The following is an 18756-nucleotide window of genomic DNA, read 5'->3' on the forward strand; positions in this document are numbered from 1 at the left end:
CGCAAACGGCATAGCGCGCGGACCATGCATGACATCCGCCTGATCCGCGAGAACCCGGAAGGGTTCGACACCGCCCTCGCCCGCCGCGGCGTCGCCCCGCAGTCAGCGGCGATTCTTGCGCTCGATACCGCCCGGCGCGATGTCGCGACGCGGATGCAGGAAGCACAGGCCCGCCGCAACGAGGCCTCGAAGGCCATCGGTATGGCCATGGGCAAGGGCGACAAGGACGCCGCTGAAGCGCTGAAAACCGAAGTCGCGGAGCTCAAGAATACGCTCCCCGCGCTGGAAGAGGACGAGCGCCGCCTCACCGCCGAGCTCAACGCCGCACTCGCCGCGCACCCCAACCTGCCTGCCGCCGATGTGCCCGAAGGCGAGGACGAGGCCGGCAACGTCGAAGTGAGCCACTGGGGCACGCCCCGCAGCTTCGATTTCCAGCCGCAGGAACACGCTGATCTCGGCCCGCCGCTCGGCCTTGATTTCGAGACCGGGGCGCTGATCGCCGGCGCGCGCTTCACCTTCCTGCGCGGGGCCATGGCCCGCCTCCACCGCGCGCTCGCCCAGTTCATGCTCGATCGGCAGACCGGCGAGAACGGCTACACCGAATGCATGCCGCCGCTGATGGTGAAGGACGAGGCCGCCTTCGGCACCGGCCAGCTGCCCAAGTTTGCAGAGGACCTGTTCAAGACAACCGACGGCCGCTGGCTGATCCCCACTGCCGAAGTCAGCCTGACCAACTCGGTCCTCGGACAGATCCTGGCGGACGCCGCGCTCCCCCTGCGGCTGACCGCGCTCACCCCCTGCTTCCGCTCCGAAGCGGGCGCGGCGGGGCGCGACACGCGCGGCTTCATCCGCCAGCACCAGTTCGAAAAGGTGGAGCTCGTCTCGATCACCCGGCCCGAGGATTCCGATGCCGAGCACGAGCGGATGACCGCAGCGGCCGAATCGATCCTTCAGGCCCTCGATCTGCCCTACCGCAAGATGCTGCTCTGCGCGGGCGACATGGGCTTCACCGCGCGAAAGACGTACGATCTTGAAGTCTGGCTTCCCGGCCAGGGCGCCTACCGCGAGATTTCGTCCTGCTCGAACTGCGGCGATTTCCAGGCCCGCCGTATGAACGCGCGCTACCGGCCTGAGGGCGCGAAGGGCACCGAATTCGTCCACACCCTCAACGGCTCGGGCCTCGCGGTGGGCCGCACGCTCGTCGCGGTGCTGGAAAACTACCAGCAGGGCGACGGCACGGTGGACGTGCCCGAAGTGCTGAAGCCCTACATGGGCGGCGTCTCCCGCCTCGTCCCGCTCGGCTGATGCGGTTCCGGCTGGCGGCGACGCTCCTCCTGCTGCCGGCGGGGCTTGCCGCGCACGCGCAACCGGAAGACCTGCTCCCGAAGCGCAGCGCTCCAGCACCGCGCAAACCTGCCCCCGCGCCGGCCCAGCCCCCCGCGAAACGCGAGACCGGGGCCCCGCGCCTTGTCTGGCCCACGTCCGGCGCGGTCACCGCGAAGTTCGGCGCGCCCGTCAAGGGCCTGCCCAACAACGGCATCGATCTTGCCGCCTTCGCCGGGATGACCGTCCACGCCGCAGCGGCGGGCAAGGTCGTCTTCGCCGGGACCGAGCCCGAGCGGTTCGGTCAGCTCATCCTGATCGAGCACACGGGCGGCTGGGTGACGGCCTATGCCTATCTCGGGCAGGTCAAGATCAAGGAAGGCCAGACGGTCAAGGCCCGCCAGATCATCGCCCGCATCGGCAAGAGCGGGGAGGCCAAGCGCCCCGGACTGCACTTCGAACTGCGCAAGGGCACCAGCCCCCGCAACCCGGCGCTCTACCTGCCGATCAGGCTTTGAACGCCCAGAACACCAGCCCCATCAGCAGGTAGCTGGCGATCCAGAACCCGGCTCCGCGCAGCACCTTGCCCGCCGACGCGCCGGCCCGCGCCTCGCCGATTGCCAGCGCCGGCGCGACAAAGGCCAGCGCCAGCCCGCCCGACATCATGAAATAGAGCCACGGCTTCACGCTCAGGGTCGCCGCGCCCACCCGCGCGAACATGTGCCCCATCATGGAGGCCGTCAGCAGCAGCAGCGCGCCCGCCAGCAGCACTTGCGCCGGACGCCGCGCCGCCGGTCCCTGCACACCAGCGCCGAACGCGAGCGACGCCAAAGCCGCCACCATCACCGCCAGCCAGTTTACCGGACCCATGCAAAACGCCTTTCCATTACGGCCACTTCCACTCCCGTGTAGCCCCGCGCGGTGCCGCGCGCCATTCGTCCGCAAGGGCCGCCAGCGCCAGCGCGATGGCATCATGCTGCGCGTCGCTGATCGCCGGGCAGGCCACATGGCTCGCCGCGCAGGACGGCTCCGCCATCGCGAGCACATCCGCCAAGGACCCGCCGCCGCCCCACAGCAGCGCCTCATAGCATTCGACCAGCCGCTCCGCCTGCAGCAACTCGACAATCCCCGCTTCGGGGATGCCGGCCCGGCTCGCGCTGGCATGCCCACCAGCCTTGGCGAGGGCCTGAATCTCCTCCGGATGCCGGCCACCGGCCACAAGGCCCCAGAAGGCACCGGCCAGCCCCAGCTCGCGCTCGACGATCACATGAACCGCATCATGCGGCACGGGCCCTTTCCAGGGAAAGCGCGTCTCGGCCCGCGAACCGTCGGCTCGCACGATCGCCACATGGTCCTCACCGCTGCCCTTGGTGATACGAATGATCATCGCCTGCCGATAGCGCGTGGTGACGACCCCGCCAATTGCGTGTAAGCGCCCCCGCCATGGCAACAACTCCCATCGTTCTCCCGGAAGCCCCCAAAGTCGGCATGGTCAGCCTCGGCTGCCCCAAGGCGCTCGTCGACAGCGAACGCATCCTCACCCGCCTGCGCGCCGATGGCTATGCCATGAGCGCGGACTATGCGGGCGCGGACGTCGTCCTCGTCAACACCTGCGGCTTCCTCGATAGCGCCAAGGAAGAAAGCCTCGCCGCCATCGGCGAAGCCATCGCCGAAAACGGCCGCGTGATCGTGACGGGGTGCATGGGCAACGAAGCGGACGCCATCCGCGCGAAGTTCCCGCAGGTCCTCGCGGTGACGGGCGCGCACCAGTACGAATCCGTGGTTGAGGCCGTCCACGAAGCCGCGCCGCCCTCGATCAGCCCCTATGTGGACCTGATCCCGCAGGCTGATCCCGGCGACGTGAAGCTGACGCCGCGGCATTACAGCTACCTCAAGATTTCCGAAGGCTGCAACCACGCCTGCGCCTTCTGCATCATCCCCAGCTTGCGCGGCAAACTCGCCAGCCGCCGCATCGATGCGGTGCTGCGCGAAGCCGAAAAGCTCGTCGCCGCAGGGACGCGCGAACTCCTCGTCATCAGCCAGGATACCTCGGCCTACGGCGTCGACGTGCGCCACGAAACGCGGCAGTGGAAGGGACGCGAAGTCCGCACCCACATGACCGACCTTGCCCGCGAACTCGGGCAGCTGCGCACGCCGGACGGTCATACGCCGTGGGTGCGCCTCCACTACGTCTACCCCTACCCCCACGTCGATGCCGTCATCCCGCTGATGGCCGAAGGGCTGCTCACGCCCTATCTCGACATCCCCTTCCAGCACGCCAGCCCCAATGTGCTGCGCGCCATGAAGCGCCCCGCCAACGAGGCCAAAGTGCTCGAACGCCTGAAAGCCTGGCGCGAGGTGTGCCCAGACATCACCATCCGCTCCAGCTTCGTCGTCGGCTTTCCCGGTGAGACCGAAGCGGACTTCCAGTACCTCCTCGACTGGCTCGATGAAGCGCAGCTCGACCGCGTCGGCGCCTTCCGCTTCGAACCCGTGGCGGGCGCCGCCGCGAACGACCTGCCCGATCCCGTGGCGGAAGCGGTCAAGGAAGAGCGCTACGCCCGGATCATGGCGAAAACCGAAGCTATCAGCGCCGCCAAGCTCGCCGCCAAAGTCGGTCGCACCGTGCAGGTCATCATCGACGAAGTGGGCGAACCCGATGAAGACGGTGACGTGGGCGCAACCGCCCGCAGCCAGGCCGACGCCCCGGAGATCGACGGCGCCGTCTACTTGCGCAACGTGCCCGAGGGCCTGAAGGCCGGAGCCTTCGCCGAGGTGCTGGTCGAAGACGCCGACGCGCACGACCTCTACGGGGTGATCACGGCGCTAAGTTGACACAGTTGACACAGTCCTGAGCGAACACTCGAAAGGCCGGGCATACCCCGCCTGATTGCGCCGGAAGCAGCGGGAATCGTTGGACAACCGAGGCAAGCGCAGGGCCATCCGAGGACCATGCCGCAAGCGCCCGCCTGTAGGACAGCGGTTTACCGCGGACACGCGCGTCCGGTATTCCGCGCGCCGGCGGCATCGCCGCATCCCTGCTTGCACCGAAGTGGACCATCCCAGCCTCGACGGCAGGTCGCGCGGGGAGTACCTCCCCTGGATCACAGCAGAAAACAGGGCCGCGATCCATGAAGCACCGCTTGATCCTCCTGGCTCTCGCCGCCTCGCTCACCCTGCCTGCCCGGATCGCGGCGGCTCCGGGCAGCATGTCCGTCGCCACCTTTCTGGCCAAGGCCGAAGCGCTGCAAGCGAAGGGCATCATGGCCATGTTCTCCTCGGACGTGACCCTGCTCAAGGAAGAAGCAGGCGGCGCCGCACAGGCCTATCGCCGCCAGCTCAAGCAGGAGGCTGCAGCCGGCAAACCCAGCGCCTGTCCGCCCGAACACGGCAGCATCAACAGCAACGACCTGATCGCTCACATGCAAACCTACGCCGCCGCAGACCGCCCCCGCATTTCCGTCGGCCAAGCCATCGCGGACCTGTTCCGCAAACGCTACCCCTGCCCGGCGCGCTAGGCCGGCGCGCTTACTGCCCGTTTTTTTTCGCGGCGGAGTGGTGTCGGTGAGGCCGCAGGCGGGGGCTAGGCGGCTGACGAAAAGAGCCTCCGACGGGCAAAAGCCAGTACCTTTGCATTCCGCAGGAGCTTTTTTACAGTAAAAACAAAATAATTCTTAGAAATAATTTTTTGAGATCAATTCACTCTGGATTTTTTGAAATAATTTGCATTTTTTATCTCGTTATTTGACAATGACCTTATGGAACCTCGAACGGCATTGTCCTTTTTTCCAGAACGGTTCTATAGTCAGGTAAGGTCCATGAAGTTCCTCAACACGATCATGCGAAATGCAGGCATAAATGAGACCAGGAGCAATAATCCGCAATTTTTTGTGATTAATATCTGCTCCAATAATAAATTTTCTTCCGTCCCGAGGAAGTGGCATCTTTAGATAGAATGTCTTTAAAACAAGAAAATCCCGGTCCTTAAATAGGCCCACTTGCACTTTCGTATTTGTAAATACGAGGTGAATAGATCCATCATTTACGATGAAAGATATATCCGATCTGTCTTTTGTAATATTTTTCGTAAATATTATCGTTGCACTACCGCCACGATATCCTTTCAAAAACGAAACTTCAGCCCTAACGAGGCCTGCGAGCACCTTGAGGTCTGTAGATAGATAGGCGGCAGTTAAATCTGCGCCGCTATCGCGCGCAGTCAGCGCGCCATCAATGATTTCAGGCAAGACCCGGACGCCGCCATTTGCTGGCAGAGCATGCCATTTGCAGGCCGGATCATCTTCGATGACCCCATCTTTATGCAGAGAAAAATCTTCAAAGAGGACTGGCGAGATATCTTTAGGCCAGTCCGCATTGTTCTCAGCACAGATTCGGATAAATTTGTCGCAAAAAACATCATACCATTCAAGGATTACTGCCAATAATCCGCGAATGAGAGTACCCATAACGAATCGGAGGTCCACTATAGTTGCAATATACTATAGCACCTGCTCCTTTCCATCGCCAACAGCTTCCAACCGGCCATTCCCGCAGGGCGGGAATCCGGGATGGCTGGCGCGGCGTGCTGCGCTGGATTCCCACCGTCGCGGGAATGACAAAGAGTGGGGGATGAGGAAGGGTAAGGCCACGCGCCGACGAACGGGATGCAAGGGCAACAGCCCTTGCCCGCCGAAGGCATTTCTTCAGTGGCTTGAATTACCCCTCAGACCCGCCTTTGGCGGGCCGCCTCCCCATTTGTGCGTGCCGCAAAAATGGGGAGGGATTGAAGGTCAGCGCGGGAGTTCGGTCACGCCCATCAGGGCTTCGTCCACGGCGCGGGCGCATTGGCGTCCTTCGCGGATGGCCCAGACGACGAGGCTCTGGCCACGGCGCATGTCGCCGCAGGCGAAGATGCGGTCGACCGAGGTGCGGTAGTCGGCGGTGTTGCCCTTGACGTTGCCGCGCGGGTCGAGTTCCACGCCGGCCTGTTCGAGCAGGCCCTGCTTGCGCGGGCCGGTGAAGCCCATGGCGAGGAAGATCAGGTCGGCGGGGATGACGAAGGTGCTGCCTTCAACTTCCTCCATCTTGCCATTGTTCCACTCGACGCGGACGCATTCGAGGCCGGAGACGTCGTTTTCCCCGAGGACGCGCTTGGTGAGGACGGCGAATTCGCGTTCGACGCCTTCTTCGTGGCTGGAGGAGGTGCGCAGCTTGAGCGGCCAGTTGGGCCAGGTCAGCGCCTTGTCTTCCTTTTCGGGCGGGCGCGGCATGATTTCGAGCTGGGTGACCGAGAGCGCGCCCTGGCGGTTGGAGGTGCCGACGCAGTCAGACCCGGTATCGCCGCCGCCGATGACAACGACGTGCTTGCCAGTGGCGAGGAGCGAGCCGCGCGGGGCGGCGCGGATTTCATCGTCGCCAGCGACGCGCTTGTTCTGCTGGGTGAGGAATTCCATGGCGTAGCGCACGCCGGGGAGTTCGAAGCCGGGGATACCGATGGGGCGCGGATCTTCCGCGCCGCCGGCAAGGACGACCTTGTCGAAGTTTTCAAGGAGGCTGGCGACCGAGACCGTGACGCCGACTTCGACCGAGGTGCGGAACTCGACACCTTCGGCCATCATCTGGACGAGGCGGCGGTTGATGAGGTGCTTCTCGAGCTTGAAATCGGGGATGCCGTAGCGGAGCAGGCCGCCGACGCGGTCAGACTTTTCGAACACGGTGACCGAGTGGCCGGCACGGGCGAGCTGCTGCGCGCAGGCGAGGCCCGCGGGACCGGAGCCGACCACCGCGACGGTCTTGCCCGTCTTGTGCGATGGGATCTGCGGTTCGATCCAGCCTTCCTTCCAACCCTTGTCGACGATCGAGCATTCGATCGACTTGATCGTGACGGGCTGGTCGACGAGGTTCAGTGTGCAGGCAGCCTCGCACGGGGCGGGGCAAATACGGCCGGTGAATTCCGGGAAGTTGTTCGTCGAGTGGAGATTGTCGAGCGCGGTGCGCCAGTCGTTCTCGTAGACGAGGTGGTTCCAGTCCGGGATCTGGTTGTTCACCGGGCAGCCGTTGTGACAGTACGGAATGCCGCAGTTCATGCAGCGCGCCGCCTGGCCCTTGAGCGTGCCGTCGTCATGCGGGATGACGAATTCACGGTAGTGCTTCAGACGCTCCTGCGGGGCGTCGTAGCTGCGATCCTTGCGATCGATTTCGAGGAAGCCGGTTGCCTTGCCCATGTTCTTGATACCTTGACTTATTCTGCGGCGACGCTGGCGGCTGCGGCGCGCTCGGCTTCGAGCTGGCGCAGGGCGCGGGCGTAATCGCGCGGCATGACCTTGACGAAGTGCGGCAGCGCCTCGGCCCAGTTGTCAAGCAGCGCGCGGGCGTGCTTGCTGCCGGTGTGGAGGTGGTGGCGCTCGACGAGAATGCGCAGGCGATCCGCGTCGTGGCGCAGCATGTCGCCCATGCCGAAGTCGGTGACGTCCACCCCGCGCTGCTGCGGGCGGCCGGTGCCATCTTCCTCGTCACGCTCGGCCGAGACGGGGAGCACGTCCACCATCGCGGCATTGCACAGCGCGGGGAAACGGCCCTCCGGATCGTAAACGTAAGCCACGCCGCCCGACATGCCGGCCGCAAAGTTGCGCCCCGTCTTGCCGAGCACGACGACGACGCCGCCGGTCATGTATTCGCAGCCATGATCGCCGGTGCCTTCAACCACCGCGACGGCACCCGAATTGCGAACCGCAAAGCGTTCGCCGGCGACGCCGTTGAAGTAGGCCTCACCCGCGATGGCGCCGTAGAGCACGGTGTTGCCGACGATGATGTTCTCGTTCGCGGCGCGATCGACGTGCGAGGGCGGGCGGACGATGACACGGCCGCCGGAGAGGCCCTTGCCAACGTAGTCGTTGGCATCGCCCGTGAGATCGAGCGTGACGCCGTGGGCGAGGAACGCCCCGAACGACTGGCCTGCAACGCCCGAGAGCGTGACATGGATCGTGCCGGCGGGGAGACCGCGGTGGCCATGGCGCTTGGCGACTTCCCCCGAAAGCATCGCGCCGACGGTGCGGTTGACGTTGCGCACCTTGCTTTCGATGCGCACCGCTTCGCCGCGTTCGAGCGCAGGCTGCGCTGAGGCGATGAGGGTGTTGTCGAGCGCGGCATCAAGGCCGTGGTCCTGCGTGCCGCTCCAGCCCAGCGTGGTGCCCGGCGCCGGCTCGACGCGGTGGAGGAGGCGCGACAGATCAATGCCGCGCGCCTTCCAGTGGGTGATCGCGCTGCGGGTATCGAGGCAATCGACGCGGCCGACCATTTCCCCGACGGTGCGGAAGCCCAGCTCGGCCATGATGGCGCGCAGTTCTTCGGCGACGAAGAAGAAGTAGTTGATCACATGCTCGGGCTGGCCGGTGAAGCGCGCGCGCAGCACCGGATCCTGCGTGGCGACGCCGACCGGGCAGGTGTTCAGGTGGCACTTGCGCATCATGATGCAGCCTGCCGCGATCAGCGGGGCGGTGGCAAAGCCGAACTCATCCGCGCCGAGGAGCGCGGCAACCGCGACATCGCGCCCCGTGCGCAGGCCGCCGTCCGCCTGCACCGCGATGCGGCTGCGCAGGTTGTTGAGGAGCAGCGTCTGCTGGGTTTCGGCGAGGCCGATTTCCCAGGGCGACCCCGCGTGGGTGAGCGAGGTGAGCGGCGAAGCGCCGGTGCCGCCTTCGTAGCCCGAGATCGTGACATGGTCCGCGCGCGCCTTGGAAACGCCCGCAGCCACGGTGCCGACGCCGACTTCGGAGACGAGCTTGACCGAAATGCGCGCCTTGCCGTTCACGTTCTTGAGATCGTGGATCAGCTGGGCGAGATCCTCGATCGAATAGATATCGTGGTGCGGCGGCGGCGAGATGAGGCCGACGCCGGGCGTTGAGTGGCGGGTCTTGCCGATCACCTTGTCGACCTTGTCACCCGGCAGCTGGCCGCCTTCGCCGGGCTTCGCGCCCTGGGCCATCTTGATCTGGATGTCGTCGGCGTTGACGAGGTATTCGGTGGTGACGCCGAAGCGGCCCGAGGCGACCTGCTTGATCGCCGAGCGCATCGAATCGCCATTAGGCAGCGGCACGAACCGGTCCGGCTCCTCGCCGCCCTCGCCGGTGTTCGACTTGCCGCCGATGCGGTTCATCGCGACAGCGAGCGTGGTGTGCGCCTCGCGGCTGATCGAGCCGAACGACATGGCGCCGGTGGCGAAGCGCTTGACGATGTCGCTGGCGGATTCAACCTCCTCCAGCGGCACGGGATCATTCGCCGGCCTGAATTCGAGCAGGCCGCGGATCGTGAGCATGCGCGCCGACTGGTCGTTGATGGTCTGCGCGAACTCTCGGTACTTGTCGGGAATATTGCCGCGCACGGCGTGCTGGAGGGCGGCGACGTTCTCCGCTGTCCAGGCGTGTTCCTCGCCGCGCAGGCGCAGCTGATACATGCCGCCGACGTCGAGCATCTTGCGGTAGACCGGGCTGTCGCCATAGGCGGCGGCGTGACGGCGCACCGTTTCTTCGGCGATTTCGGTGAGGCCGACGCCTTCGATCATGGTGGCGGTGCCGGTGAAGTACTTGTCGATGAAGGCCGACGAGAGGCCGACCGCATCGAAGATCTGCGCACCGCAATAGGACTGGTAGGTCGAGATGCCCATCTTGGACATGACCTTGAGGATGCCCTTGCCCACCGCCTTGATGTAGTTCTTCTCCACATCATAGGCCGACAGCGGCAGTTCGCGCGCGACGCGGATCGATTCCAGCGTCTCGAAAGCGAGGTAGGGATTGATGGCCTCGGCACCGTAGCCTGCGAGGACGCAGAAGTGATGCACTTCGCGCGCTTCGCCGGTTTCCACGACAAGGCCGGTCTGCATGCGCAGACCCTGGCGGACGAGGTGGTGGTGGACGGCAGCAGTGGCGAGCAGCGCGGGCATGGCGATCCGCCCCGCATCCTGCGCGCGGTCGGACAGGATGAGGATGTTCTTGTCTGCCAGCACCGCTTCGGTGGCGGCCCAGCACATTTCCTTGATCGCCATTTCGAGACCGGCGGCGCCGCTGGCGGCATCCCACGTTGTATCGATCGTGGCGGTGCGGAAAGCACCGTCGAGCACGGCTTCGACCGAGCGGATCTTGGCGATATCGGCGTTGGTGAGGATCGGCTGATCGACTTCGAGGCGCTTGTGCGTGCCGGCATCATGGCCGAGCAGGTTGGGGCGCGGGCCGATCATCGAGACGAGGCTCATGACCAGCTCCTCGCGGATCGGATCGATCGGCGGGTTGGTGACCTGCGCGAAGTTCTGCTTGAAATAGTCGTACAGCAGGCGCGAGCGATCGGAGAGGACCGCGATGGGGGTGTCGGTGCCCATCGAGCCGATCGGATCATCGCCGGTCGTCGCCATCGGTTCGAGGAACTTGGCGATATCTTCCTGCGTGTAGCCGAAGGCCTGCTGGCGATCGAGGAGCGAGGAGGTCGGCTCGGGCAGCGCGGCTTCCTCGGGCTCGACTTCGGCCAGTTCCTTGAGCTTGTACTGCGCGGCGGCCAGCCACTCCTCGTAAGGCTCTTCCCCGGCGAGCTGCGCCTTGATTTCCTCGTCCTCGATGATGCGGCCCTGTTCGAGATCGATCAGCAGCATGCGGCCCGGCTGGAGCCGCCACTTGCGCACGATGTCTTCCTCGCGGAAGGGCAGGACGCCGCTTTCCGATGCCATGCAGACGAGATCGTCGCGCGTGATCGAGAAGCGTGCAGGGCGCAGGCCGTTGCGATCCAGCGTGGCGCCGATCTGGCGGCCATCGGTGAAGGCGACGGCAGCAGGGCCGTCCCACGGCTCCATCAACGCAGCGTGGTATTCGTAGAAGGCGCGGCGCTTGGCATCCATCAGCGGGTTGCCGGCCCAGGCTTCCGGGATCAGCATCATGACCGCGTGTGCGAGGCTGTAGCCACCCGCCAGCAGCAGCTCGAGCGCGTTGTCGAGGCTCGCTGTGTCCGACTGGCCGTGCGGGATCAGCGGCCACATCTTGTCGAGATCCGGGCCGAGCAGCTCGGATTCCATGGTGCGGCGGCGCGCGTTCATCCAGTTGACGTTGCCGCGCACGGTGTTGATTTCACCGTTGTGGGCGATGAACCGGTAGGGGTGCGCGAGCTTCCAGCTGGGGAAGGTGTTGGTCGAGAAGCGCTGGTGGACGAGGCCGAGCGCCGAAACGCAGGCCGGATCACGCAGATCATCGTAGAAGGAGCCGACCTGATCGGCGAGCAGCAGGCCCTTGTAGACCACGGTGCGCGAGGAGAAGCTCGGCATGTAGAGCTCGGTCACGCCGGGGAGCCCGTGCTTTTCGGCCAGTGCCTCCAGCGGGTTTTGAGTCTGCTTGCGGATCGCCAGCAGCTTGCGCTCGAATGCGTCCTGATCGGGGCAGTTCTCGCCGCGACGGATCACGCACTGGCGGATCACCGGCATCTGCTCGATCACGGTCTTGCCGAGGCCATCGAGGGTGGTCGGCACATCGCGCCAGCCGACAAGGTGCTGGCCTTCCTTGGCGATGAACTTCTCGAAGACCTCGATCACGAAATCGCGCGCGGTCTCGTCCTGCGGCAGGAAGCACATCGCGACGGCATAGTCGCCGGGCGCCGGCAGATCCTTGCCTTCGGCAGCGGCCCAACGGCGCAGCAGTGCATCGGGGATCTGGATAAGGATGCCCGCGCCATCGCCCAGCAACGGATCGGCCCCGACCGCACCGCGGTGATCGAGATTGCGCAGGATCTCGAGCGCTTGCTCGATAATTCCGTGGCTTTTGATGCCTTTGATATGCGCAACGAAGCCGACGCCACATGCGTCATGTTCGTTACGCGGATCGTAAAGGCCCTGAACCTGCGGAAAACCCATCACAATTTTTGCCCTGCACGCGGTCGCGGAAATCGACCTGGTTGATACAGACGCGCGAATCGCGCTGCCCAAAGGACAACGAAAGTTGCGCGAAAATCCCCCATGACTGCAGGATTGTTATTTTGCAACTACGCCGCGCGAATTGCCCAAAGGGCCCAGCGGCGATCCGGCCGGAAATACGGATGCATGGCCGCGCCGCACCGCCGGAGAGCGGACAGCACCGCCATGCCGTAGCGTCAACCCCGCGCGGTCATCCGCTGGAGCGTGGCCAGTGCCGAACGCAGCGCCGCATCGTTTTCGAACGGGGCGACGTCAGCCTGGGGCGCGGCCGGAGTTGCGCCGAGTTCGGCCAGGCGCAGCGGGATCACCGCTTCCCCGGTCGCTGGCGCAGCGGCCGGCACGGGCCGGCTGAACGGCGCCGAGCCATCGGCTTGCGCCATGTCTTCGCCCACCGCCACTGCACCAAGGCGTCGCAGGATCGCCTCGCGCGCCGAGCCAGCCGTCGGCACGCTGGCAGCGGTTGCATCCGCATCGCGCAGACCGGCATTCTGCGGCCGCGAGAACAGTCCCGGCATGCTTTCAGATTCGGCAGGCGCGTTGTCCGCACCTCCGGCTGCAACCGGGTTCGCTTCAACCAAGGCAGCTTCGGCTTCAGCCAGGGCAGCCTCGGCGGCAGCCTTGCGCGCGGCGATCGCCAGAGCGAGGCGCTCGATGAGCTGGACAAGACCAAGGTTCTCGAGCGGGGCGCCCGCGACGGGCGACCGCGTGCCATGCCCTGCATCCGGCAAGGTGGCCGTGAAGCCAGCCGGAAGCTGCGGCGTTGCGGCGATCAGCACCGGCGCTTCGGGCACGAGCGGCGCGGATGCGGCGGCCACACCGGCGGCAGGCTCCGCTTCGGCAGAGGCCGCTTCGTCAGGCTCTTCCTCGAAGGGGGCCAGCGCCATTTCAGGTTCGGGTATTGCGGAGGCAGGGACCTCATCGGCTTCGGCCAGATCGAGCGCGGCCAGATCAAGCGGCTCTGCCGCTTCACTGCCGCCGGGGGTGAACTCCGCGATCCACGGCGCAACAGGCGCGGGTTCGCCGGCACCTGGCGCAGGCTTGCGGCGCAGCAGGGGAGCGTCGGACGGCGCGGGTTCCTCGCCAAGCGGTTCCCCGAGCGCTTCGGTCAGCACCAGCGGGCGGCGCGGCGGCGCATCGGGATGGGCATCGCGCGCGCGGACCTTGTAGACATCATCGGCTTCCGGTGCGGGCGCGGGTGCGGGCGTGGCGGTTTCGGCCGGACGCACCGGCTGCGCACCGGCGGGGCGCAGACGCAGCCCGAGAGCGAGCCCGACCGCCCCGCCGAAGCCGGCCATCGCGAAGGCCACGAGCAAATGCGCGGTAAAGCCGAGCGGCGGCGCAGCAGCGGGGACGAGTGCGGGCAGACCGGTCTTGACGACCAGCGCGCCGAGCGCCGCGCCCGGGATCGCGAGGCTGGCAAGACCAAACAGCGCAGCGAACCAGAGCGCCGCGAAAACCGGAAACAGGGGATGTGCCGCGACCGGCGCCGGCGCGGCCTTGCGCGCCCTCCCGGCACGATCGCGCGCGGCCTTGGCCGGCCCGGAAGCCGCTGCGGAAGCCGCTTCGGCAACTGGCTTCTCCCAGTTCGTCGTGGCCTGAACCTTCTGGCGAAACGTACTCATGGCGCGTGTCGGACCCCGGTCTGGGTGGAATTATGATCCCGTGGGCACTTGGCCCGAAGATCAGGCCGCAGCGCCGGAGATTGCTTGCTTTCGGGTTAACAGGGTTTGGTAAACGGAATCATAACGGGCCGCGTTGCGCGACCAGTCGTGCGCGCGTTCGACGAAGGCGCGGGCGACCGTACGGCGGGCATCCCACAGACTGCGATCGCCGAGCAGGCTAGCCATGGCAGCGGCAAGGCCGACCGGGTCATCAGGCGGGAAGAGCGTGCCGGTCATGCCATCCTCGATCAGTTCGCGGTGGCCGCCGACCGCGCTTGCCGCGACGAGCTTGCCCTGGGCCATTGCCTCGAGCGGCTTGAGCGGCGTGACGAGATCGGTGAGCCGCATCGCCTTGCGCGGGTAGCAGACCACGTCGACGAGGGCGTAGTAGCGGTCGACCTCGTGGTGCGGCACGCGGCCGATGAAGTGGATCGCATGCGCCGCCGGGGAGGCTGCGGCCTGCGCGCGCAGGGCCGCTTCGGCCGGGCCGCCGCCGACGAGCAGCAGGCGGGCATCGCTCTGGCGCGCGAGGATCAGCGGCATCGCGGCAATCAGGTCGTCGAGCCCCTCGTAAGGGTAGAAGCTGCCGAGGAAGCCGATCACCGGCCCTTCGCCAAGCCCGAGGCTGCGGGCGAAATCGGCATCGCGCTCCAGCGGCTGGCCGAACAGTGCGAGATCGACCCCGTTCGGCATGATCGTGATCTTTTCGGCGGGGAAGCCGCGCGCGACCAGATCACTGCGCAGGCCCTCGCAGATGGTGACGACAGCATCCGCGCCGCGCACCACCTCGTTTTCGAGCGCCCGGGTCAGGCGGTAGCGCAGCGAGCCTTCGCGGCCTGTGCCATTGCCGACCGCGGCATCCTCCCAGAACGCGCGGATCTCGTAGACCACCGGCAGGCCGAGGCGGCGGCCCGCACGCACCGCGGCAAGGCCGCCAAGCGCCGGCGAATGCGCATGCAGCACCTCTGGCCGCCACTCACGCGCCACCGCCTCGATCTGGCGGGCCAGCGCGCCGATTTCCTGCCATTCCGACACGCCGGGCGGACCCGACGGCGCACCGGGGGTGCGGTGGAAGGCAAGGTCATCGTGCAGCTCGGGCTCCGCACCGGTGGCGGGCGCGGTGTGGCGCTGTCCGGTGAGGCCGCGCACCTCGTGGCCAAGCCCCTCCTGCGCCTTGAGAATGGCGCGCGTGCGAAAGGTGTAACCGCTCTGCAGCGGTAGCGAATGGTCGAGAATATGCAGCACCCGGGTCATCCCGCCCTCATGGCACGGGAGGACTTAACGCGGCGTCAACCGAGTTTGCCTAAACAGCAGGACAGGACGGTTCGATCGGGGCCGCAGTTTCACAGTCTGGGCATGCCCGCATGATCGATATCTTTACCGTGGTGATGCCGCATGCGCTGATGGCGATTGCCGTCTGGCGCCTGCTGGGCCGCGACGATCTCGACAATGACCCGATCCTGCCCAGCTTCAAGGCCTTGATGGGCCGGCGCAAGGGCGGGCCGGCAGCCCCGCAGGGAGAGGACAGGCCCGGTGCTTAACCTCTTCCTCACCGCCTTCGTGGCGGCGTTTTTCGCCGCCGGCGTGCGGCGACCATTCCTGTTCGTGCTGGCTTATGCCTATATCGATATCGTCGCGCCTCAGAAGGTCAGCTGGGGTTTCCTGCAATCGATCCCCATCAGCCTCATCGCCTTCATCGGCGCAGTGACCGCCTGGGCCGCGACCGACGACAAGAACGGCATCCGCTTCTCGCCGCGCCAGTTCATCCTGCTGCTGCTGCTGATCTACTGCGGGCTCAGCACGCGCACCGCCGACTTTCCCGAAGACGCCTTCGTGAAATGGAGCTGGGTGTGGAAAGCGCTCGTCTTCGCGATGTTCCTGCCGCTGACCTTGCGCACCCGCCTCAGGATCGAGGCGCTGACGCTGATCATGGTGCTCTCCGTGGGCGTGATCGTGATCGGCGGCGGGATCAAGACACTGGCCGGCGGCGGCGGCTATGGCGAACTCAAGCTGCTGGTGAACGACAACACCGGGCTCTACGAAGGCTCGATCATCTCGACCTGCGCGGTCTGCGTGATGCCGCTGGCGCTGTGGCTGGCCCGGCACGGCACGATCTTCAAACCGAGCTGGCTGGTGCGGCTCTTCGCCATCGGCATCTGCTTTTCCTGCCTGCTCATGCCGGTGGGGACGCAGGCGCGCACCGGCCTCATCTGCGTGGCGGTCCTGGGCCTGATGAGCCTGCGGTCGGTCAAGCGGCGGATGCTCTACATCGGCACGATCGGCGCGCTGGCGGTGATCGCGATCCCGCTGCTGCCGCAGAGCTTCACCGAGCGGATGAACACGATCCGCAACCACCAGTCCGATCAGTCCGCCTCGACGCGCGTGGCGGTGTGGATGTGGACGATCGACTATGCCAAGACCCATCCTTTCGGTGGCGGCTTCGATGCCTATCGCCAGAACGTCCTGTCCTACGATACCGTGCAGGCCGAAAACGCGGGCGACAACAACACCGCCATCGAGACCCAGCGCATCGAAGAGCACGCCCGCGCCTACCATTCGAGCTACTTCGAGATGCTGGGCGAGCAGGGCTATCCGGGGCTTGCGCTGTGGCTGCTGCTGCACATCCTCGGGGTGATCCACATGGAGCTCATCCGCCGCCGCTATGCCAAGGAAACCTCGCCTGAACTGGCATGGGTGACCCCGCTGGCGGACGCGCTGCAACAGGCGCAGATCGTCTACCTGTTCGGCGGCGCCTTTGTCGGCATTGCCTTCCAGCCGTTCTGCTACATGCTGGTCGGGCTGCAATGCGGGCTCTCGTCCTATATCGGACGCGTGAAGCGCGCGGCACCCAAGCCCTTCCGCGCGCCCCGGACTGGCGCATCGCCGCTGCCCGCCACGGCCTGATCGCAGTTAGCCTTTGCGCACCCCGTTGCATGCCGGCGCGTTTGCCGCCTAGAGATGGCACAAACGAGACGGCCGAAACGGGAGATGGCAGCGATGAAGACAATGGCACCGGGCGCAATCAAGGAACTGGTCGGCCAGGTGGTGGGCACCTCCGAATGGGTCGAGGTCACGCAGGAGCGGATCAACCAGTTCGCCGAGGCGACCGGCGATTTCCAGTTCATTCACATCGACGCGGAAAAGGCGAAGCTAACCCCCTTCGGCGGGACGATCGCGCACGGCTTCCTGACGCTGTCGCTGATACCGTTGCTGACGCAGGAAAGCGATTGCCCGCGGCCCGAGGGCGTGAAGATGGGCGTCAACTACGGCGGCAACAAGACCCGCTTCCTCGCCCCAGTCCGCTCCGGCAAGCGGGTGCGAGGGCTGTTCAAGCTGCTCGAGCTGGACGAGAAGCGGCCCGGCCAGTGGCAACAGACGATGGAAATCACCGTCGAGATCGAAGGCGAGCCGAAGCCCGCGCTGATCTGCGAGTGGATCACGCAGTTTTTTGTTTGAGATGAGAGGGTAGTTCCGCCTTCGCTCAGCCTAACCAGTATTCGTCACCTACGGGTAGAGCGAAGCAACCACGATGTGCTGGGAACCAACGAAGCTGAACGAAGGTGGCCGAAGTTACGCCACCACGCTCAGCTTGCGGGCCTTGCTGTGGCTCTTGATCCAGCCTTCCACCACCGGGGCGATGGTGCTGCGCCAGCGCGAGCCGTTGAAGATGCCGTAGTGGCCGACTTCGGGCGCGAGGTGGTACTTCTTGAGCTTTTCCGGCAGGTTCGGCGTGACCTTGAGCGCGGCCTTGGTCTGGCCGATGCCGGAGATGTCATCCCGCTCGCCCTCGATGCACAGGATAGCGGTGTCCCGGATCGCGCCGAGATCGACGCGGATGTCGCGGTGGTAGAGCTCGCCCTTGGGCAGGAGGTGCTGCTGGAACACGACATCGACGGTCTGAAGGTAGAACTCGGCGGTCATGTCGCAGACCGCGCGGTACTCGTCGTAGAAGGTCTTGGTCGCGTCGGCACTTTCGCCATCGCCCTGCACGAGGTGCTTGAACAGGCCGTAGTGCGCGTTCATGTGGCTGCCGAGGTTCATCGACATGAAGCTCGCGAGCTGGACAAAGCCCGGATAGACCTGCCGTCCCGCGCCCGGATAATTGGCGGGCACGGTGGTGATCACATTGTGCTTGAACCACACGAAGGGCTTGGTGATCGCGTGATCGTTGACCGCGGTCGGGCTTTCGCGCGTGTCGATCGGGCCGCCCATCATGGTGAGCGTGACCGGGCGGCACGGGTTTTCGCGCACCGCCATCACCGCCGTCGCCGCGAAGGCCGGGACCGAAGGCTGGCAGACCGCCATCATGTGCGCGCCCGGCCCGATGTGCTCGAGGTAGCCGATCAGGTAGTCGATGTATTCGTCGAGATCGAAGCGGCCTTCCGCAAGCGGCACGTACTTCGCATCGGCCCAGTCGGTGATGTAGACCACGCAGCCTTCGAGCATGCGTTCCACCGTGCCGCGCAGCAGCGTGGCGTAGTGGCCGCTCATCGGCGCGACGATCAGGAGGCGCGGCGCATCGGCGGGCAGGCCTTCATGCGTGAACTTGCGCAAGTTGCCGAAGGGCTGCTGGATCTCAACGGTCTCGTTCACCGCGTGGGGTGTGCCGTCCACAGTGATGACCTTGAGACCGAACGCTGGCTTGCCGCGCGGCGCGGCGGCATGGGCAAACACCTCGAGCGCGGAGGCCAACATCTGCGTGCCGCCGAAGGGCGCCCAGGGGTTGCGCGGATCGGCGAGCATTTCGGCACCCATCGATGCCATGGCGCTGCCCGCGTTGAGCATCGAGCGCTGGATCTCGTAAGCCTTGTAGAGCACTGCGAACACCTT

15 protein-coding genes are annotated in these 18756 nt (G+C 65.8%); 7 read left to right on the forward strand and 8 right to left on the reverse strand.

Annotated elements, in window-relative coordinates:
• Positions 1–24: 24 nt before the first annotated feature.
• Positions 25–1305 (forward strand): serine--tRNA ligase, encoded by a 1281-nt coding sequence (gene serS / locus AQZ52_RS00800; protein WP_067906064.1) that lies wholly within the window; start codon positions 25–27, stop codon positions 1303–1305.
• Complete coding sequence (locus AQZ52_RS00805; RefSeq protein ID WP_067906065.1) at positions 1305–1841, forward strand: murein hydrolase activator EnvC family protein; 537 nt, start codon at positions 1305–1307, stop codon at positions 1839–1841. The genes serS and AQZ52_RS00805 overlap by 1 nt, the downstream gene beginning before the upstream one ends.
• Here AQZ52_RS00805 and AQZ52_RS00810 read toward each other — a convergent pair.
• Both AQZ52_RS00810 and AQZ52_RS00815 read right to left on the reverse strand, forming a co-directional pair.
• Positions 1831–2193, reverse strand: a complete 363-nt coding sequence (locus tag AQZ52_RS00810) for a hypothetical protein (RefSeq protein WP_067906066.1) — start codon at positions 2191–2193, stop codon at positions 1831–1833. The two genes, AQZ52_RS00805 and AQZ52_RS00810, sit on opposite strands and share 11 nt — an antisense overlap.
• A 16-nt stretch (positions 2194–2209) precedes the next feature.
• A complete protein-coding gene (locus tag AQZ52_RS00815) occupies positions 2210–2710 on the reverse strand; it encodes a hypothetical protein (RefSeq protein WP_067906067.1) in 501 nt (166 codons plus the stop codon).
• Between the two features lie 56 nt (positions 2711–2766).
• On the opposite strand from AQZ52_RS00815, the gene rimO reads away from it, so the two are divergent.
• Entirely contained in the window at positions 2767–4158 is a 1392-nt protein-coding gene (gene rimO / locus AQZ52_RS00820; protein WP_067906068.1) for a 30S ribosomal protein S12 methylthiotransferase RimO, read from the forward strand.
• 296 nt (positions 4159–4454) lie between these two features.
• Positions 4455–4841 carry a hypothetical protein gene (locus AQZ52_RS00825; RefSeq protein WP_240481396.1) on the forward strand — a complete coding sequence of 129 codons (387 nt, stop codon included), beginning with the start codon at positions 4455–4457 and terminating at the stop codon, positions 4839–4841.
• A gap of 222 nt (positions 4842–5063) precedes the next feature.
• Here the strand turns inward: AQZ52_RS00825 and AQZ52_RS18345 are convergent, their stop codons facing one another.
• From AQZ52_RS18345 to AQZ52_RS00845, 5 genes are all read right to left on the reverse strand, one after another.
• Complete coding sequence (locus AQZ52_RS18345; RefSeq protein ID WP_156424733.1) at positions 5064–5789, reverse strand: hypothetical protein; 726 nt, start codon at positions 5787–5789, stop codon at positions 5064–5066.
• 324 nt (positions 5790–6113) lie between these two features.
• Entirely contained in the window at positions 6114–7547 is a 1434-nt protein-coding gene (locus AQZ52_RS00830; RefSeq protein WP_067906069.1) for a glutamate synthase subunit beta, read from the reverse strand.
• A 17-nt stretch (positions 7548–7564) separates the two neighbouring features.
• The gene (gene gltB, locus AQZ52_RS00835) at positions 7565–12205 is read right to left on the reverse strand and encodes a glutamate synthase large subunit (protein WP_067906070.1); all 4641 of its coding nucleotides are present in this window, start codon (positions 12203–12205) and stop codon (positions 7565–7567) included.
• Between the two features lie 236 nt (positions 12206–12441).
• Complete coding sequence (locus AQZ52_RS00840) at positions 12442–13887, reverse strand: hypothetical protein (RefSeq protein ID WP_067906071.1); 1446 nt, start codon at positions 13885–13887, stop codon at positions 12442–12444.
• A gap of 60 nt (positions 13888–13947) precedes the next feature.
• Positions 13948–15180 (reverse strand): TIGR04063 family PEP-CTERM/XrtA system glycosyltransferase, encoded by a 1233-nt coding sequence (locus tag AQZ52_RS00845; protein ID WP_067906072.1) that lies wholly within the window; start codon positions 15178–15180, stop codon positions 13948–13950.
• Positions 15181–15290: 110 nt separating this feature from the next.
• Here AQZ52_RS00845 and AQZ52_RS18350 point away from each other — a divergent pair, with 110 nt between their 5' ends.
• The 3 genes from AQZ52_RS18350 to AQZ52_RS00855 all read left to right on the forward strand — a co-directional run bounded on the left by AQZ52_RS18350 (position 15291) and on the right by AQZ52_RS00855 (position 17382).
• Positions 15291–15467, forward strand: a complete 177-nt coding sequence (locus AQZ52_RS18350; RefSeq protein WP_156424734.1) for a hypothetical protein — start codon at positions 15291–15293, stop codon at positions 15465–15467.
• Positions 15460–16830: a putative O-glycosylation ligase, exosortase A system-associated gene (locus AQZ52_RS00850; protein WP_067906073.1), complete on the forward strand. Its 1371-nt coding sequence runs from the start codon at positions 15460–15462 to the stop codon at positions 16828–16830. The genes AQZ52_RS18350 and AQZ52_RS00850 overlap by 8 nt, the downstream gene beginning before the upstream one ends.
• Before the next feature lie 102 nt (positions 16831–16932).
• Complete coding sequence (locus AQZ52_RS00855) at positions 16933–17382, forward strand: MaoC family dehydratase (RefSeq protein WP_067909141.1); 450 nt, start codon at positions 16933–16935, stop codon at positions 17380–17382.
• Between the two features lie 114 nt (positions 17383–17496).
• On the opposite strand, the gene AQZ52_RS00860 is transcribed toward AQZ52_RS00855, so the two are convergent.
• Positions 17497–18744, reverse strand: coding sequence for a polyhydroxyalkanoate depolymerase (locus AQZ52_RS00860; protein WP_082697659.1), 1248 nt, complete (start codon positions 18742–18744; stop codon positions 17497–17499).
• Positions 18745–18756 lie beyond the last annotated feature (12 nt).

Origin of the sequence: Novosphingobium fuchskuhlense, from assembly GCF_001519075.1 — a bacterium.
GTDB lineage: Bacteria > Pseudomonadota > Alphaproteobacteria > Sphingomonadales > Sphingomonadaceae > Novosphingobium > Novosphingobium fuchskuhlense.

What these genes read in the sequence shown, in the direction of transcription:
- serS (WP_067906064.1), top strand. Translation starts at nt 25, where the DNA reads ATGCATGACATCCGCCTGATCCGCGAGAACCCGGAAGGGTTCGACACC.
- AQZ52_RS00810 (WP_067906066.1), bottom strand. Translation starts at nt 2,193, where the DNA reads ATGGGTCCGGTAAACTGGCTGGCGGTGATGGTGGCGGCTTTGGCGTCG.
- gltB (WP_067906070.1), bottom strand. Translation starts at nt 12,205, where the DNA reads ATGGGTTTTCCGCAGGTTCAGGGCCTTTACGATCCGCGTAACGAACAT.
- AQZ52_RS00830 (WP_067906069.1), bottom strand. Translation starts at nt 7,547, where the DNA reads ATGGGCAAGGCAACCGGCTTCCTCGAAATCGATCGCAAGGATCGCAGC.
- AQZ52_RS00855 (WP_067909141.1), top strand. Translation starts at nt 16,933, where the DNA reads ATGGCACCGGGCGCAATCAAGGAACTGGTCGGCCAGGTGGTGGGCACC.
- rimO (WP_067906068.1), top strand. Translation starts at nt 2,767, where the DNA reads ATGGCAACAACTCCCATCGTTCTCCCGGAAGCCCCCAAAGTCGGCATG.
- AQZ52_RS00840 (WP_067906071.1), bottom strand. Translation starts at nt 13,887, where the DNA reads ATGAGTACGTTTCGCCAGAAGGTTCAGGCCACGACGAACTGGGAGAAG.
- AQZ52_RS18345 (WP_156424733.1), bottom strand. Translation starts at nt 5,789, where the DNA reads ATGGGTACTCTCATTCGCGGATTATTGGCAGTAATCCTTGAATGGTAT.
- AQZ52_RS00845 (WP_067906072.1), bottom strand. Translation starts at nt 15,180, where the DNA reads ATGACCCGGGTGCTGCATATTCTCGACCATTCGCTACCGCTGCAGAGC.
- AQZ52_RS00825 (WP_240481396.1), top strand. Translation starts at nt 4,455, where the DNA reads ATGAAGCACCGCTTGATCCTCCTGGCTCTCGCCGCCTCGCTCACCCTG.
- AQZ52_RS00805 (WP_067906065.1), top strand. Translation starts at nt 1,305, where the DNA reads ATGCGGTTCCGGCTGGCGGCGACGCTCCTCCTGCTGCCGGCGGGGCTT.
- AQZ52_RS00815 (WP_067906067.1), bottom strand. Translation starts at nt 2,710, where the DNA reads ATGATCATTCGTATCACCAAGGGCAGCGGTGAGGACCATGTGGCGATC.
- AQZ52_RS18350 (WP_156424734.1), top strand. Translation starts at nt 15,291, where the DNA reads ATGATCGATATCTTTACCGTGGTGATGCCGCATGCGCTGATGGCGATT.